Here is a 16001-nt window from a genome sequence, read left to right on the forward strand (position 1 = left end):
ATTGCCGGGTTTTTTTTTGCCTCCGTAGCGGACCGGCCGCGCCGTCTCCGCGGGTTATACTGAATCCGCCGCTGTCCATGCCGTGCCGGAGCCCAATGAATCCGCGTACCGACGAGACCATTCCGGCCAGAACCTCGAACGCTCTCGGGGCGATCGGCCCACTGCGTCCCTTCCTGGCCTTCCTGCGCCAGCGGGTGTCGATGCTGCTCGTCTGGCCGGTGGCCGCCCTGGTCGCCGCGGCCGCGTGGTGGGGCTACGTCTTGCGCGACATCGGGCATGAGCAGCGTGAGCGCGTGGCCGAGATCGAGCAGCAGGCCGACGCCTATGTGCAGAGCCTGGTCATCCGCACCCGTCGTTCGATCGCCGAGACCGACCGCCTGCTGCTGCTCCTGCGCCACAACTGGGTCACGTCCGGCTACCGCAGCAGCCTGGCCGGCACCATGGAATCCGGAATTTTTTCCCAGCAGTACATGTCTGCCGTCGCCCTGATCGATCGCAACGGGATCGTGACGACCAGCACGCATCCGTCCGCGGTCGGCAGGTATTTCGGCGACAAGCCGTATTTCCTCGAGCAGCAGCGTGCCGATGGCGACCGGCTCTACCTGAGCGGCCCGCTCGACGGCCAGCTGACCGGACGCGAGGTGGTGGCCTTCTCGCGCCCCTTGCTGTCGCCCGAAGGAGGCTTCGATGGCATCGTCCTGATCACCGTCTTGCCGGCTTTTTTCACCCAGCACTACGCCGAGCCCATCCTGCGCGAGCATGGTTTCGTGGCGGTGACGCGCGGCAATGGCGCCATCCTCGCCAGCCGCAACGGCGCCAGCGTCCATTCGTACAAGACACCTTTCCTGCTGGCGCCGATGCCCGCCGGGCGGGAGGAAGGCGTAGCCCGCTTCGACGGCAGGCAATGGTTCGGCGATGGACGCGCCCGTGTGGCCGCCTGGCGGCGCTTTCCCGACTTGGACCTGGTCGGCATCGTCGCGGTCGACGAGCTCACGGCCATGGCGCCTTTCCGGGTGCACCGCGAAGCGCAGCTGACCGGCGCCTGGTTGTACAGCGCCGGCTTCCTGCTGGCCGCACTGGCGGCGACCGGGCTGTACGTGCACCTGCGCTGGCGCCAGTTCCAGGTCGAGTCGATCCGCGCCACCTACCGCCTGGCAACCGAGGACGCGGGCGAGGGTTTCTTCATCAACCGTCCCCTGCGCGACCTGCACGACGTGGTGCGCGATTTCTCGATCGTCGACTGCAACCAGCATGGGGCCGCCATGTTCGGCAAGCGTCCCGAGGAACTGATCGGGCACCGCCTGTCCGAGTTCTACCAGGGCGAGCTGTTCCGCAAGGCCTGCGAACGGCTGTGCCAGGCCCTCGACACCGGCCTCTACGACCGCGAGCTGCCGGTGGCGGCGGCGCCCGACCAGCCCCTGCAGGCACGCTGGATCCGCTACAAGGCGGTGCGCGCCGGCAACGACCTGGCGGTGACGATCCGCGACATCAGCGAGTCGAAGGCGCACCTGACCGAGCTCGAGCGCAGGAGCAATTCGGACGCGCTCACCGGCCTGCCGAACCGCTACTGGATCCAGCGCTACCTGCCGCAGGCGATCACCCGGGCGCGCGCGGGAGGACATGGACTGGCGGTGCTGTTCATCGACCTGGACGGCTTCAAGACCGTCAACGACGCCCTCGGCCATGCGGCCGGCGACGAGCTGCTGCGCACCGTCGCCAAGCGCCTGAAGCTCGCGATGCGGCCGCGCGACCATGTGGTGCGGCTGGGCGGCGACGAATTCGTGGTGGTGCTGGAGCAGGTCGGCGGCCTCGCGGACGTCGAACACGTCGCCCACCGCGTGCTCGCGGCCTTCCGCGACGGCTTCCACCTGCAGCATGCCACCCATGTGCTCGGCGCCTCGATCGGCATCAGCCTGTTTCCCGAGCATGGCGAAGATGCCCAGACCCTGCTCAAGAACGCCGACATTGCCATGTACGCGGTCAAGACCGAAGGGAAGGGCAACTTCTGCTTCTTCCAGTCGCGCTTCTTCGAGGCCATCCGCACCCGACTCGAGACCGAGGTGGAATTGCGGCTGGCGCTCGACGAGCAGCAGTTCGTGGTGCACTACCAGCCGCGCGTCGACCTGGTCACCGGCACCGCCTCGAGCATGGAAGCGCTGGTGCGCTGGGAGCGCCCGGGCAAGGGATTGACCGGGCCGGACCGCTTCATCCCGCTGCTGGAAGAGACCGGGCTGATCGTCCGGCTCGGCGAGCAGGTCATCGACAGCGTCTGCCGCCAGCTGGCCTGCTGGACGCGCGACGGCACGCCCCTGGTGCCGGTCTCGGTCAACATCTCGCCGCGCCAGTTCAGCCAGTCCGACGTCATGATGCAGTTCCGCAGTGCGATCGCGCGTCATGGCATCCCCCCCTCGCTGCTGGAAATCGAGGTGACCGAATCGTCGATGATGCAGGAGGGGATCGGCGAGTCCGCCGTATTCAGCCAGCTGCGCGCGCTCGGCATCAAGCTGTGCATCGACGACTTCGGCACCGGCTATTCCTCGCTGTCCCAGCTGCAGCGGATGCGTTTCGACGTGCTCAAGATCGACCGCGCCTTCGTGCTGCGGATCGAACACCCGGAGGGCGACACCCTGATCGCCTCGATGATCGCGATGGCGCATGCACTGGGCATGCGGGTGGTGGCCGAGGGCATCGAAAGCCGCCAGCAGATGCAGTTGCTCCAGACCCTTGGCTGCGACGAAGGGCAGGGCTATTTCTTCTCGCGCCCGGTGCCCGCGGAAAAGTACCGCGCGCCCGCCGAGGCCTGGGCGGCATGGCCGGCGTCCTGAGCGCAGACGCTACACTTGTGCTTGTTCCTTTACATTTTTGCTAACGCTGGTAGTAATATTACACAGTGGCGCCCGCCACTGCTGCAGCCTGCGGCTCCGCTGCCCGGGTAATCGGCGTTTAAAAACAATGACAAAGGGGACAACATGCGCAATAGAAGTAGTTTGACTTCACGGCTGCGGTGCTTGGCGAGTATGGGCGGCCTGCTGGCGCTGCTTGCCGGCGGCAGCCTGCCTGCGGCGACTGCCTTCGCCCAGCAGCCGAGCGCCACGGCCGCCGCGGCTGTCGCGCCGGGCAGCATCCGCATCCACTTCCGCCGTACCCAGAATGACGTCGCCCAGTGGGGCGTGTATTCCTGGGACGGCCCGGCCAATCCAAGCTCGGCCTGGATCACCGACCGCTTCATGTTCACCGGGCTTGACGCCTTCGGTGGCTATGTCGACATCCCGCTGGCCGCCGGCAAGACCGCGCTGTGGTTCCTCGTCACTGACGGCACCGGCACCAAGAATTGCGGCGCCGACCAGGGCGCGCCGCTGCCCGCGGACGTGGCGAGCAAGGGCCACGAGATCTGGCTGCTCGAGGGCGATTGCAGCATTTACACGGCGCCGCCAGCGCTCAGCTACGGCAACCTGGGGCAAGCCAGCGCCCACTGGCTGGGAGCGCAAACCCTGGCCTGGCCAGGCGTGCCGGCGGCGGGCAGCTACAAGCTGTACTACGCAGCCAACGGCGGGCTCGGTTCGGGCGCGGCCGGCGTGACCGGAGCGGACGGCAGCATGGACCTGCGCCTGGCGCCGCTGCCGGAGGCCGTGCGCGCGAAATTCCCGCACCTGGCCGGGGCCACCGGACTGGCCTTGTCCTCCGCGGATGCCGCCAGGCTGCCCGCGCTCGCCAGCGCGCAGTTCGCCATCGCCCAGTTCGACGGCGCCGGCAAGCTGGTGCAAGTCACTTCGCTGCAGAGCGCGGGCATGCTCGACGAAGTCTTCGGCGAACGTGCGGCCAACGCCAGGCTGGGCGTCACGTTCGACAGCGCCGGGGTGCCGACCTTCCGGATCTGGGCCCCGACCGCGAAATCGGTGGCGCTCGACATCTATCCGGATGCGAATGCGCCCGCGAATGCCCAGCTGCCGATGCGCTTCGACCCCGCCACCGGCGTGTGGAGTCTCACCGCGCCAAGCGCCGGCTGGACCAACCGCGCCTATTACACCTACACCGTCAAGGTGCTGTCGCGCTGGGCGAACAACACGCTGGTGACGAACACCGTGACCGACCCCTACTCGGTGAGCCTGAACGCCAACAGCGCGCGCAGCTTCATCGCCGACCTGGCCAGCTCCGAGCTCAAGCCGCGCGGCTGGGACAGCCACCGCATCCCGAAGCTCGCGCATCCGGCCGACATCTCGCTGTACGAGCTGCACGTGCGCGATTTCTCCGTGAGCGACGACTCGGTGCCGGCGGCGCGCCGCGGCAAGTACATGGCCTTTACCGAAGGCGAGTCGCGCGGCATGCGCCACCTGAAATCGCTGGAAAAGGCCGGCCTCACCCACGTCCACCTGCTGCCGGTGTTCGACATCGCCAGCGTCAACGAAGCCGGCTGCGTCAGCCCGGTCATTCCGGATGCGGGACCGGCGTCGAGCGAACAGCAGGCCGCGATCGATGCGGTGCGCGACGCCGACTGCTTCAACTGGGGCTATGACCCGGTCCACTACAATGCGCCGGAAGGCAGCTATGCCTCGAACGCCAACGACGGCGCCGCGCGCGTGCGCGAATTCCGCGCGATGGTGCAGGCGCTGCACGAAACCGGCCTGCGGGTGACCATGGACGTGGTCTACAACCACACCAGCGCCTCGCAGCAGGGACCCCTGTCGACCCTCGACAAGATCGTGCCGACCTACTACTACCGCCTGAACGACAAGGGCGCCAACCTGAACGACAGCTGCTGCGCCGACACCGCCGCCGAGCACACCATGATGGCCAAGCTGATGACCGATTCGGTGGCGCTGTGGGCCAGCGAGTACAAGGTCGACAGCTTCCGCTTCGACATCATGTCCTTCGCGCCGCTCAGCGTGATGAAGGAGCTGCAGGCCCGCGTCAACCGCGCCGCCGGCCGCGAGATCTACCTGTACGGCGAAGGCTGGAACTTCGGCGCGGTCGGCAACGACGCGCGCTTCGTGACGGCGCGCCAGGCCAACCTGTTCGGCACCGGCATCGGCTCCTTCAACGACCGCTTGCGCGACACCGTGCGCGGCGGCGGCTGCTGCGACGGCGGCGAGAACCTGGTGAGCCAGCAGGGATTCATCAACGGCGTGTGGTACGACCCGAACCACCTGGCGAAGCAGTCGCGCGACGATGCGCTGCGCCTGGCCGACCTGGTGCGCGTGGGCCTGTCCGGCACCCTGCGCGACTACCGCTTTACCGATCGTTTCGGTTCGCTGCGCAGCAACGCGGACATCGATTACTTCGGCCAGCGCGCCGGCTACACCGCCAGCCCGACGGAGACCATCAATTACGTCGAGAAGCACGACAACCAGACCCTGTTCGACATCAACGCCTTCCGCCTGCCGCAGTCGACCAGCCTGGCGGACCGGGTGCGGGTGCAGAACCTGGGCGCGGCCATCGTGCTGCTGTCGCAGGGCATCCCCTTCATCCATGCGGGACAGGAGCTGCTGCGCTCCAAGTCGCTCGACCGCGACAGCTATAACGCGGGCGACTGGTTCAACCGCCTGGACTACAGCTACGCGTCGAACAACTTCGCTGTGGGCCTGCCATCAAGCGACAAGAACCGCGACAACTGGGGGCTGATGACGCCGGTGCTGGAAAATCCGCTGATCAAGCCCGACAGCCGCGCGATCCTGTCGGCCCGGTCGGCGTTCGAGGAGCTGCTGGCGATCCGCAATGACAGCAGCCTGTTCCGCCTGCGGTCGGCCCAGGACGTGATCGATCGCCTGAAGTTCCACAACACCGGTCCGGACCAGTTGCCGGGCCTGGTGGTGATGCGCATCGACGGCGAGTCGCCGCGCCGCTATCCGGACGCGCAGTACCGCAGCGTGGTGGTGCTGTTCAACGTGGACAAGGAGGCGAAGAGCATCGCCATTCCCGAGCTGAAGGGCCTGAAGCTGAAGCAGCACAAGCTGCAGCGGAAGTCGGATGACCCGGTGGTGAAGACGTCCAGCTACAGCGAGGCGGGCGGCAGCTTCACGATCCCCGCCCGCACCACGGCGGTATTCGTCGAGCAGGGCGAGGGCGGCGACGAGGACTGAGCGGCGAAAACGACCAGGGCAGTGCTTACTGCCCTGGTGGCAGTTCGGGTCCCTTGCCCGGATCCATGCGCGCGCTCTCGAGTTCGACCGCGCTCATGGTACTGACCACGGCCGTGCCGTCGCCCTTCTTGCGCGGGATGTTGCTGCCGGTCGGGACATAGCGGCCTTCCTGGGCCAGGCTGTCGCCGCCGGAAGGGTAGTAGTAGGCGCAGCCGCCCAGCAGGGTGGACGCCATCGCCGCCATGAGATATTTCTTCATTTCGTGAAACTCCTTCGGGATTCGTGCTTGTTGCGTTGTACGGCGGTTTTGCTGGACATAAACCATTGTAAATTCACATCGAACCAAAAAACCGTTCTGACAATGCCCTGGCAAGGATTACCCTCGGTGGGTGAAGGCCGGACGCAAAAAGCCGGGTGCGCCTGCGCTTCCTGGCGTTTGCTCGATCGATGGAGCGACAGGGTCAGCGGGCCGAGGGCATCCCTGCGACTCCGTTGGACTGCATGGCGCGCGCGTTCTCGACCTCGGTCTTGTCGACGGCAGTAAGCGGCGCAGCCCCCAGGCCGGTGCCGTTCTTGCGTGGGATGAAGGTGCCGACCGGAGCGTAGGCTTCCTCGCGGACGAGCTTTTCGCCGGTCGTCGGGGTTTCGGTGGCGCAGCCGGCAAGACCGAAACCAAGGCCAAGGGCTGTAACAAGCGGCAGGTACTTCATCGACTTCTCCTAAAGAATGGAAAATTTGTGGGTACTACCTGATGCAAACCGCCCGGACCATCTTGATATCGGTGTGTCCGGCCAATGCTTTCTCGATCCCGTCCATCTTCAGGGTCAGCATGCCGTCGTCGAGGGCCGCGCCGAGCAGTGCCGAAACCCGGCTGTGCTCGACCAGCAGGCGCTTGGCCGTGTCGGTGCCGAGCATCAGCTCGTGCAGGCCGATGCGGCCGCGGTAGCCCTTGTTGCAGTCGTCACAGCCGACCGCGCGGTACAGGGTGAAGCGGCCCTCGGCATCGGCGTGGCGTGCGCGCCATCCGCCCAGGATGCGCTCGCGCGCCGCGTGCGGATCGGTCTTGAACGTGGCGGTGCCGCGCAGGTCCTCGCAGTATTCTGCCAGCAGCGACTCGACTTCGGTATCGTCCGGATGGTAGGGCTGGCGGCAGCCGGTGCACAGGCGGCGCGCCAGGCGCTGCGCCAGGATGCCCAGCAGGGCGTCGGCGAAGTTGAAGGGATCCATGCCCATGTCCAGCAGGCGCACGATCGATTCGGGCGCGCTGTTGGTGTGCAGCGTGGCGAACACCAGGTGGCCGGTCAGCGAGGCTTCGATGCCGGTGCTGACGGTTTCCTTGTCGCGCATTTCGCCGACCATGATGATGTCCGGATCGGCGCGCAGGAAAGCCCGCATCACGCTGGCGAAGTCCAGGCCGGCCTTGCGGTTGACCTGCACCTGGCGCAGGCCTTTCTGCGTGATCTCGACCGGGTCTTCCGCGGTCCAGATCTTGGTCTCGGGCGTGTTCAGGTGGTGCAGGATCGAGTGCAGAGTGGTGGTCTTGCCCGAGCCGGTGGGGCCGCACACGAAGAACAGGCCGTAGGGCTTTTCGATCGCCGGCAGCAGGCGCGCGAGGTTGTAGTCGCTCAGGCCGAGCTTCGCCAGCGGGATCGGCTCGCCCGCCTGCAGGATGCGCATCACCACGTCCTCGACGCCGCCGCTTGATGGAATGGTCGCCACGCGCAGCTCGATGTCGAGCGGGCCGTACTTGCGGAAGCGGATCTTGCCGTCCTGCGGCTTGCGGCGCTCGGAGATGTCGAGGTCGCACATGATCTTGATGCGCGCCACCAGGGCGCTGCGGTAGCTCGACGGGATCTCGATGTAGGGCACCAGCACGCCGTCCTTGCGGAAGCGGATCCCGGTCTTGCCCTTGCCTGGCTGCGGTTCGATGTGGATGTCCGATACGCCCTGGCGGTGGGCGTCGACGATGACCTTGTTCAGCAGGCGCACCAGTTCGTTCTCGACCGCTTCCGAGATGTCGGACGAGGACTCGTAGTCCTCGTCATCCTCGAGTCCCGACAGCAGTTCGCCCACGCTCTCGCTGGCCGCCGCGCCGGTGCCGAAGAAGGCTTCCAGGGTCTGGCGGAATTCGGCGCGCGTCGTGACGCGCCATGCCACTTTCGCTTTCGGGAACAGCTGGCTGACGATGCGGCTGGCGGCGGTGCGCTCGGGATCGACCGCCATCACCACCAGTCCGCCCGTGCCGTCCTCGAGCGGCAGCCAGCCGTTTTCCTCGACGTACTGCGCCTTCAGGTTGCGCAGCAGGTCCACCGGCTTGACGCGCTCGGGGCGGAAGGGCTCGTAGGGGACCTTGAAGAAGCTGGCCAGCGCCGCACCGATGGCCGCGCGGCGTACCTGCAGCTCGCCTTCCAGCACTTCTTCGAGGTCGGTGTCCAGCTCGCGCGCGCGGCGGCCGGCCCCTTCCAGCTCGGCCTGGGTGAGCACCGCTTCTTGCACCAGCGCGTCGTATTTGCCGCGCATGCGCTGGGAACCGAGGCGCTGGTCGAGCGCCACCGACAGGGTCTCGCACAACTGGCGCACCGCCTCCATGGCCCGCGGCGGGAATGGGCCGCCGGAGCGATGGTTGATGAACTGGACCACGCCGAGCAGCCCGCCGGCCTTGTCGAGCAGGGGCGCGACCAGCATCTCGCGGGTGCGGTAGCCGGTGCGCTGGTCGACTCCCTGCTGGAAATGCAGCTCGGGCGACAGGCGGCGCAGCTCGGCCTCGTCGTAGACGTCGGCGATCTGGACCGGCTGGCGCGAAGCCGCCACGAAGCCGGCGATCGAGGAAGGGCCGATCGACAGGCGCAGCTCGCGGAAGGTGGTGAGGCCGGTCTTGACCTTGGAGACGATGTGCTCCTTGTCCGGCGCGACGGCGTACAGCGTGAAGCGGTCGCAGTCCAGCAGTTCACAGAAATCCAGCCCGAGGTCGAGCATGATCTCCTCGACCCTGGCGGTGGCGTGGATCCGGTTGGTGATGCGCTGGAGCTTCTGGAAGAAGGCCAGCTGCCCGGCGGCGTCATCCTGGTCGACAGTGGGCCGATTCATCACAGCACCACTTCCAGGCCTTCGAAGGCCAGCTGGACTTCCAGGCTGCCCAGGCGCTCGCGGTAGCGCGCCATCACGGCGGCGAACGCCGCCTCGAGCTCGTCGTCGCCGCGGGTCGGTTCGTGGTGGGTGCAGTACAGGGCGCGCGCGCCGACGCGCAGCGCCATCTCGATGGCGGCGTCGAAGGTGCCATGGCCCCAGCCGGCCCTGGACGGGTATTCCTCACGGGTGTACGAGCAGTCCACGATCAGTGCGTCCACGTCCTGCATGGCGGCGTCGATCGCGCGCTGGCGCCCCTCCAGGTGGGCTTCGTAGGCGTCGAAGGCGGAATCGCCCGGCGGGTAGGGGTTGTGCCAGGGCTCGTGGTCGCCGGTGAAGAACACCGAGCGGCTGCCGCAGGTGATGCGGTAGCCGAGGTTGGTGACGGGATGGTTCATCAGGACGTTGTCCACCACCGTGTCGCCGACCTCGATCGGCCTGCCGATATCCAGGGTGCGGTATTCGATGGTGGCGCCCATCTGGGTTTCGCTGACCGGGAAATAGCTGTTCTGGAGCTGCACCGCCATCACGTGTTCGATGCCATTGCCGGTCACCGGATCATGGGCGCCGTGCAGGCGCACGCGGCTGCCCTTGATGAACAGCGGCGTGAAGAAGGGCAGGCCGTGGATGTGGTCCCAGTGGCTGTGGGTGATGAAGATGTTGGCCTGGACCGGCGGATGAACCGGCTGGGCCAGCAGATGCTGGGCCAGCGGGAACAGGCCGGTTCCGCCGTCGAGGATGATCAGGGTGCCGTCATCGCTGCGCACTTCGATGCAGGTAGTGTTGCCGCCGTAGCGCGCCGTGCGTGGACCTGGGGACGGTATGGAACCACGCACCCCCCAGAAGCGGAATTTCATCAGGACCCCCGGCCGGACTGGCCTTATGTTGTTGGAATATACGGAATCATAACGGCTTTGTTTCCAAAAGAGACCAAAACCTGCAATTTTTCAACAGTGAAGGTGTCATCCCATATACATGAGCTCGTAACAAAGCTACACTTTCAAGGAATTACCATTTGGCAAAAGAGTTGCTGTGTGCACATGCATACGGTCCGGCCGACTTACCATGCAAGAGTTGAACCCCACCCAGATCGCGCAACGCCTGCACCAGCTCACCGAAGTCAGCGTGGCGCTCGGGGACACGCACGACACCGGCGCGCTGCTCGACCGTATCCTGCGCGTGGCCAAGCACATGACCGACGCCGACGGCGGCACCCTGTACCGCCCGAGCGAGGACCGCAAGAGCCTGTGCTTCCACATCTCGATCAACGACAGCCTCGGCATCTACCAGGGCGGCGTGAGCGGCAAGCCGATCGACATCGTCCCGGTGCCGCTCTACGACAACTACGGCAACAAGAACCTGGCCTCGGTGGCGGCCTATGCGGCCAACTTCAACCAGTCGGTGAACATCGAGGACGTGTACAAAGCGGACGTGTTCAACTTCTCGGGCATGCGCAGCTTCGACACCGCCTTCGGCTACCACTCGAAGTCCTTCCTGACGGTGCCGATGACCGACCACGAGGGCGAGCTGGTGGGTGTGCTCCAGCTGGTCAACGCCAAGGATCCCGAGACCGGCACCATCCGCGCCTTCACGCAGACCGACCAGCGCTTCATCGAAGCGCTGTCGGCGCAGGCGGCGGTGGCGCTGACCAACCAGCTCCTGATCCAGCAGCTGGAAAACCTGCTGGAAGCGCTGGTCAACCTGATCAACATCGGCATCGACGAGAAGTCGCCCCACACCGGCCGCCACTGCCAGTTCGTGCCCGAGCTGACCATGATGCTGGCCGAGGCGGTGCACGCGACCGACGAAGGGCCGCTGGCCGCTTTCCGCATGACCGACGCCGACCGCAAGGAGCTGTGGCTGGCCGGCCTGCTGCACGACTGCGGCAAAATCACCACCCCGGTGCACGTGGTCGACAAGTCCACCAAGCTGGAAACGATTTTTGACCGCATCCACCTGGTCGACACGCGCTTCGAGGTGCTGCTGCGCGATGCCGAGATCCGTGCGCTGCGCGCCAGACTCGAGCCGGGCGCGAACGGCGCGGCGATCGAGGACCGCCTGCAGTCGGAACTGGCGCGCATGCGCGCCGACCGCGACTTCCTGCGCCGCGCCAACGTCGGCGGCGAGGGCATGTCGCTCGAGGACCAGGAGCGCGTGCGCCGCATCGCCCAGTACCGCTGGACCGGGCCCGAGGGCCAGGAGCAGGACTTCCTCAGCGAGAACGAGCTGCTCAACCTGACCGTGCGCTTCGGCACCCTGACCGACGACGAGCGCAAGATCATCAACAACCACATCGACGTCTCGGTGCGCATGCTGGAGTCGCTGCCCTGGCCGAAGCACCTCAGGAACGTGCCGGAATACGCAGGCGGCCACCACGAGCGCATGGACGGCAAGGGCTACCCCAAGGGCCTGACGAAGGACCAGATGTCGGTGCAGGCGCGCATCATGGCGATCGCCGACATCTTCGAGGCGCTCACCGCCTGCGACCGCCCCTACAAGAAGGGCAAGAAGCTGTCCGAGTCGCTGCACATCCTCGGCAAGTTCGCGCAGAACGGCCACATCGACCCGGACCTGTTCGACATTTTCGTGCGCAACCGCGTCTACCTGCAGTTCGCGCACAAGAACATGGATGCGCACCAGATCGACGAGGTGGACGAGTCGGCGATCCCGGGCTACCGGCCCTAAGCTATAGCAGCGCATGAAACGCATTCGCCAGGCATTCTCCCGGTACGGTGCGCGCTGGGCGCTCGGGCTGCTGCTGACCATCATCACCGTGGCCTACACGCTCGACTTCTGGAGCAGCCACACGATCGAGCGCCAGGACACCATCATTGCCGACATGCGCATGCGGCTCGAACCCTTCGAGCCGGATCCAGGCATCGTCATCGTCGACATCGACAGCAAGAGTCTGAACGAGGTCGGGCGTTTTCCCTGGAGCCGCAACGTGATGGCCAGGCTCGTCGATCAGCTGACCGGCCACTACGAGGTCGGCGCGGTCGGTTTCGACGTATCGTTTCCCGAGCCGGATACGAGTTCGGGCTACGAGGTACTGGAGCGCCTTGCCGGGCGCGAACTGAAAGACGTGCCGGGCCTGCAGCACCAACTGGGCCAGCTCAAGCCTGCGCTCGACTACGACGGCCTGTTTGCACAGGCCCTGCAAGGGCAGCCGGTGGTACTCGGCTTTAATCTTGCGGACAACCAGGCAAAAGGGGTGTTGCCGCCGCCCTTGTTCACCGAAGAAGACTTGAACGGCCGCATATTGCTGGCGCGCGGCACGAAAGGCTACGAAGCAAACATCGCGCGCCTGCAGCAGGCAGCTGCCGGGGCAGGCGTCTTCACCGCGATTCCCGATGCAGATGGGCTGGTGCGGTCCTCGCCCTTGCTGTTCCAGATCGGCGACGCCTACTATTCCTCGCTATCGGTGGCAACCGTCGCCGCGGTCATGCAGGCGACGTCCATCAGGCCGCTCTACGACAGGACCGTGGACACGCTGTCCGCGAACGAGCGCGACGCCAGTGACGTGGAACATGTTGCGCTGTTTTCCAAAGCCGGGAACGTGCGCTTTCCTGTCGGCGAGGGCTTGAGTGCGACGGTCCAGTTCCGCGGCACCGGCGGGCCGCACGGCGGTGCGTTCCGGTATGTGTCCGCGGCCGACGTATTGAGCGGAAAGGCGTCGAAAGATGTGCTTGAAGGGGCGATCGTCCTTGTCGGAACGACGACGCCGGGCCTGCAGGACTTGCGGGCAACGCCGGTGAACAATCAGTATCCCGGGGTGGAGATCCATGCGAACCTGATCAAGTCGATGCTGGACGGGCGTTTCAAGACGCGTCCCTGGTATGCGCAGGCGCTCGAGAGCGTCATGGTTGCGGTGGTCGGACTGGTGCTCAGCGTCGCGCTGGCGGTGCTGTCGCCTGCCTGGTCGGTGCTGGTGGCGGCTGCCGCTTTCGTGGCCGTGGCCGGGGCAAACTATTACATGTACGCCGAATTGGATGCGGTCCTGAACGTCTTCATCTGCCTGCTCCTGATCGCCGCCCTGTTCGTACTGAACCTCGCCTGGGGTTACTTCTTCGAATTCCGCAAGGGCAGGGCGCTGGTCAGCCGCTTCGGCGAATACGTGGCGCCGGAGCTGGTGGCGCAGATGGCCGAGGACCCGGAAGCCTACAACATGGACGGCGAGAGCCGCGAGCTGACCGTCATGTTCGTCGACGTGCGCGGCTTCACCACCATCTCCGAAGGCCTGAGCCCGAAGGAGCTGCGCGAGTACATCAACCTCTACCTCACCGCGATGTCCGAGGACATCCGCTCCAGCCACCAGGGCACGCTCGACAAGTACATCGGTGACGCCGTGATGGCCTTCTGGGGCGCGCCGGTCAGCTTCCCCGACCACGCCAGCCGCGCGGTGGCCACCTCGCTGCTGATGCAGGCCAGCGCCGCGCGCCTGAACCGCGAGTTCCTGGCGCGCGGCTGGCCGGAACTGAAGATCGGCATCGGCCTGAACACGGGCCCCATGCACGTCGGCGACATGGGATCGAAGATCCGCCGCGCCTATACCGTGATGGGCGACGCCGTGAATCTCGGCTCGCGCCTGGAAGGCATTACCAAGGTCTACGGCGTCGGCATCGCGGTCGGCGCCGCGACCCGCCTGGCGGCACCGGAATTCGTCTACCGCGAACTCGACCTGGTGCGGGTGAAGGGCAAGAACGAACCGGTCGCGATGTATGAACCGCTCGGCAAGCCGCATGAGCTGGCGCCGGCCGTCCTCGACGAGCTGGCGCAGTGGGACGCCGCGCTGGCGCTGCTGCGCCGGCAGGACTGGGATGCCGCCCGGGAAGCGATCGACGCCTTGGCAAGCGCCCACCCGGAGCGCGGCCTGTACGCCCTCTATCGGGAGCGCATCGGGCATTACCGCGCCCATCCGCCGGGCCAGGACTGGGATGGTTTGACCAGCTTCGACACCAAGTAAGCTCGGTGTGACATTCCCACAACGCCGGTGTCCGGTGTTTCCCCCTTTACGTGGGGGAAGTTTCCTTTCCTATCTTAATTTTTCTCCACTGCAACAAAAAGCTCGTTACACTTTCACGAGCATGGCCGCGCTCCGGCTGTTCCGCTATCAAAAACATTGATAAAAACCACACAAACCTAGCAAATTCGATGAAACAACGCTTTGCGCGCCTGCTTGCAGGCTCGATGCTCGCCATGGCCGTCAGCGCGGCATGGGCGCAGGAAACTGCGTCCGGCAGCGCCCCGGACGAGATCGTCCGCTTCGAGATCAGCCGTTTCGACGTGGCCGGCAATACGCTGCTGTCCGCCGCCGAGATCGAGGGTGCGGTGGCGCCCTTCACCGGCAAGGGACGCGACTTCGGCGACGTCCAGCGTGCCCTGGAAGCGCTCGAAGGGCTGTACCACGCACGCGGCTATAACGTGGTGACGGTGCAGCTGCCCGAGCAGGAGCTGAACGGCGGCGTGGTGCGCCTGAACGTCCTGCAGACCAGGATCGGCAAGGTCACTATCGACGGCAACCGCCGCTTCAGCGAGGCCAACATCCGCCGCAGCCTGCCGGCGCTGCGCGAGGGCCAGACGCCCAACCTGGCCCAGGTGTCCGCCAACCTCAAGCTGGCCAACGAGAACCCGGCCAGGAAGCTCAAGCTGAGCCTCGGCAGCGGCGACGTGGACGAGACGGCGCAGGAAGAGACGATCAATGCGCGCATCGACGTCGTCGAAGAGCGCCCCTGGACCGTCATGGCCAATTTCGATAACACCGGCACCCGCGAGACCGGCAAGACCCACGCCGGCCTGGTGCTGCAGCATGCCAACCTGTGGGGCCGCGACCATGTCGCCAGCCTGCAGTACACGACCACGGTCGAGGAACCCTCGCAGGTCGCGGTCTGGGGCCTGGGCTACCACGTGCCGCTCTACGCAGAAGGCGCCGCGCTCGACCTGTACGCCAGTTATTCGGACGTCGACTCGGGCGTGGTGAGCGCCGGCCTGTTCGACCTGGCCGTCAGCGGCCGCGGCGCGGTCTACGGCGCCCGCTATACCAGGATCGCGGCCAAGCGCGTTCTTTCGGGACGCGAGCTCGAAGGCCGCTTCATCTTCGGTCTGGAAGTGAAGGCCTACAAGAACAGCGTCGTGTTCTTCGGCCAGGATTTCGGCAATGACGTGACGGTGCGTCCGCTCAGCTTCGGCTACCAGGGCCGCGTGGCGCTGGACAAGGGCGAAGCCAACTTCGCGGCGACCCTGCTGCACAACATCCCGGGCGGCTCGCGCGGCAAGCAGGAAGACTTCACGGTGGCGCGCGCCGGCGCCAAGGCCGGCTACCGCGCGCTGCGCCTGGCCGGCGCATGGAGCCATGCGCTCGGCAGCGAGGGCTGGATGACCCGCGTGCTGGCCAACGGCCAGTACTCGCCGGACGCGCTGGTGCCGGGCGAGCAGTTCGGCGCCGGCGGCTCGACCAGCGTGCGCGGCTTCGACGAGCGCGCTCTGGCGCTCGACTCGGGCCTGGGCCTGAATCTCGAGGCCTATACGCCGAACCTGTGCAGCCGCAGCGGCTGGCAATGCCGCCTGCTGGGCTTCTACGACAGCGCCTACGGCAAGCGCAACAAGGCGCTGCCGGGCGAACTGCACAGCACTACGATCGCCGGTGCCGGCCTCGGCCTGCGCTTCTCGGTGGGCAGCGCGCTCAGCCTGCAGGCCGATTACGGCAGGGTAGTGAAAGAGGGCGCACTCAGCGGCGCCGACAAGGACAGGCTGCACGTGCGCGTCGGCCTGGCCTATTAGAAGGGGTTGATGAAATGCGAT

General features: G+C 66.3%; 9 protein-coding genes. 5 read left to right on the top strand and 4 right to left on the bottom strand.

The window, feature by feature from the left end; genetic code table 11:
- The first annotated feature begins 95 nt into the window (after nt 1-95).
- Both ACSQ25_RS06765 and pulA read left to right on the top strand, forming a co-directional pair.
- Nucleotides 96-2825, top strand: a complete 2730-nt coding sequence (locus tag ACSQ25_RS06765; protein ID WP_436104943.1) for a bifunctional diguanylate cyclase/phosphodiesterase — start codon at nt 96-98, stop codon at nt 2823-2825.
- Nucleotides 2826-3017: 192 nt separating this feature from the next.
- Complete coding sequence (gene pulA / locus ACSQ25_RS06770; RefSeq protein WP_436104944.1) at nt 3018-6077, top strand: pullulanase-type alpha-1,6-glucosidase; 3060 nt, start codon at nt 3018-3020, stop codon at nt 6075-6077.
- Between the two features lie 25 nt (nt 6078-6102).
- Here the strand turns inward: pulA and ACSQ25_RS06775 are convergent, their stop codons facing one another.
- The 4 genes from ACSQ25_RS06775 to ACSQ25_RS06790 form a co-directional block, all read right to left on the bottom strand.
- Entirely contained in the window at nt 6103-6336 is a 234-nt protein-coding gene (locus tag ACSQ25_RS06775; RefSeq protein ID WP_436104945.1) for a hypothetical protein, read from the bottom strand.
- 202 nt (nt 6337-6538) lie between these two features.
- Nucleotides 6539-6787, bottom strand: a complete 249-nt coding sequence (locus ACSQ25_RS06780) for a hypothetical protein (protein WP_436104946.1) — start codon at nt 6785-6787, stop codon at nt 6539-6541.
- Nucleotides 6788-6821: 34 nt separating this feature from the next.
- Nucleotides 6822-9164, bottom strand: a complete 2343-nt coding sequence (locus ACSQ25_RS06785) for an ATPase, T2SS/T4P/T4SS family (protein ID WP_436104947.1) — start codon at nt 9162-9164, stop codon at nt 6822-6824.
- A complete protein-coding gene (locus ACSQ25_RS06790) occupies nt 9164-10060 on the bottom strand; it encodes an MBL fold metallo-hydrolase (RefSeq protein ID WP_436104948.1) in 897 nt (298 codons plus the stop codon). The genes ACSQ25_RS06785 and ACSQ25_RS06790 overlap by 1 nt, the downstream gene beginning before the upstream one ends.
- A 208-nt stretch (nt 10061-10268) precedes the next feature.
- Here ACSQ25_RS06790 and ACSQ25_RS06795 point away from each other — a divergent pair, with 208 nt between their 5' ends.
- From ACSQ25_RS06795 to ACSQ25_RS06805, 3 genes are all read left to right on the top strand, one after another.
- The gene (locus tag ACSQ25_RS06795) at nt 10269-11888 is read left to right on the top strand and encodes a GAF and HD-GYP domain-containing protein (protein ID WP_436104949.1); all 1620 of its coding nucleotides are present in this window, start codon (nt 10269-10271) and stop codon (nt 11886-11888) included.
- A gap of 13 nt (nt 11889-11901) precedes the next feature.
- Nucleotides 11902-14166, top strand: coding sequence for a CHASE2 domain-containing protein (locus ACSQ25_RS06800; RefSeq protein WP_436104950.1), 2265 nt, complete (start codon nt 11902-11904; stop codon nt 14164-14166).
- A gap of 188 nt (nt 14167-14354) precedes the next feature.
- Nucleotides 14355-15980: a ShlB/FhaC/HecB family hemolysin secretion/activation protein gene (locus ACSQ25_RS06805; protein ID WP_436104951.1), complete on the top strand. Its 1626-nt coding sequence runs from the start codon at nt 14355-14357 to the stop codon at nt 15978-15980.
- The last annotated feature ends 21 nt before the right edge of the window (nt 15981-16001 follow it).

This window comes from Massilia sp. LjRoot122 (assembly GCF_964252725.1).
Classification (GTDB): domain Bacteria; phylum Pseudomonadota; class Gammaproteobacteria; order Burkholderiales; family Burkholderiaceae_D; genus Telluria.

Coding starts and splice junctions, on each gene's coding strand:
- ACSQ25_RS06765 (WP_436104943.1), top strand. CDS start 96: ATGAATCCGCGTACCGACGAGACCATTCCGGCCAGAACCTCGAACGCT.
- pulA (WP_436104944.1), top strand. CDS start 3,018: ATGGGCGGCCTGCTGGCGCTGCTTGCCGGCGGCAGCCTGCCTGCGGCG.
- ACSQ25_RS06775 (WP_436104945.1), bottom strand. CDS start 6,336: ATGAAGAAATATCTCATGGCGGCGATGGCGTCCACCCTGCTGGGCGGC.
- ACSQ25_RS06780 (WP_436104946.1), bottom strand. CDS start 6,787: ATGAAGTACCTGCCGCTTGTTACAGCCCTTGGCCTTGGTTTCGGTCTT.
- ACSQ25_RS06785 (WP_436104947.1), bottom strand. CDS start 9,164: ATGAATCGGCCCACTGTCGACCAGGATGACGCCGCCGGGCAGCTGGCC.
- ACSQ25_RS06790 (WP_436104948.1), bottom strand. CDS start 10,060: ATGAAATTCCGCTTCTGGGGGGTGCGTGGTTCCATACCGTCCCCAGGT.
- ACSQ25_RS06795 (WP_436104949.1), top strand. CDS start 10,269: ATGCAAGAGTTGAACCCCACCCAGATCGCGCAACGCCTGCACCAGCTC.
- ACSQ25_RS06800 (WP_436104950.1), top strand. CDS start 11,902: ATGAAACGCATTCGCCAGGCATTCTCCCGGTACGGTGCGCGCTGGGCG.
- ACSQ25_RS06805 (WP_436104951.1), top strand. CDS start 14,355: ATGAAACAACGCTTTGCGCGCCTGCTTGCAGGCTCGATGCTCGCCATG.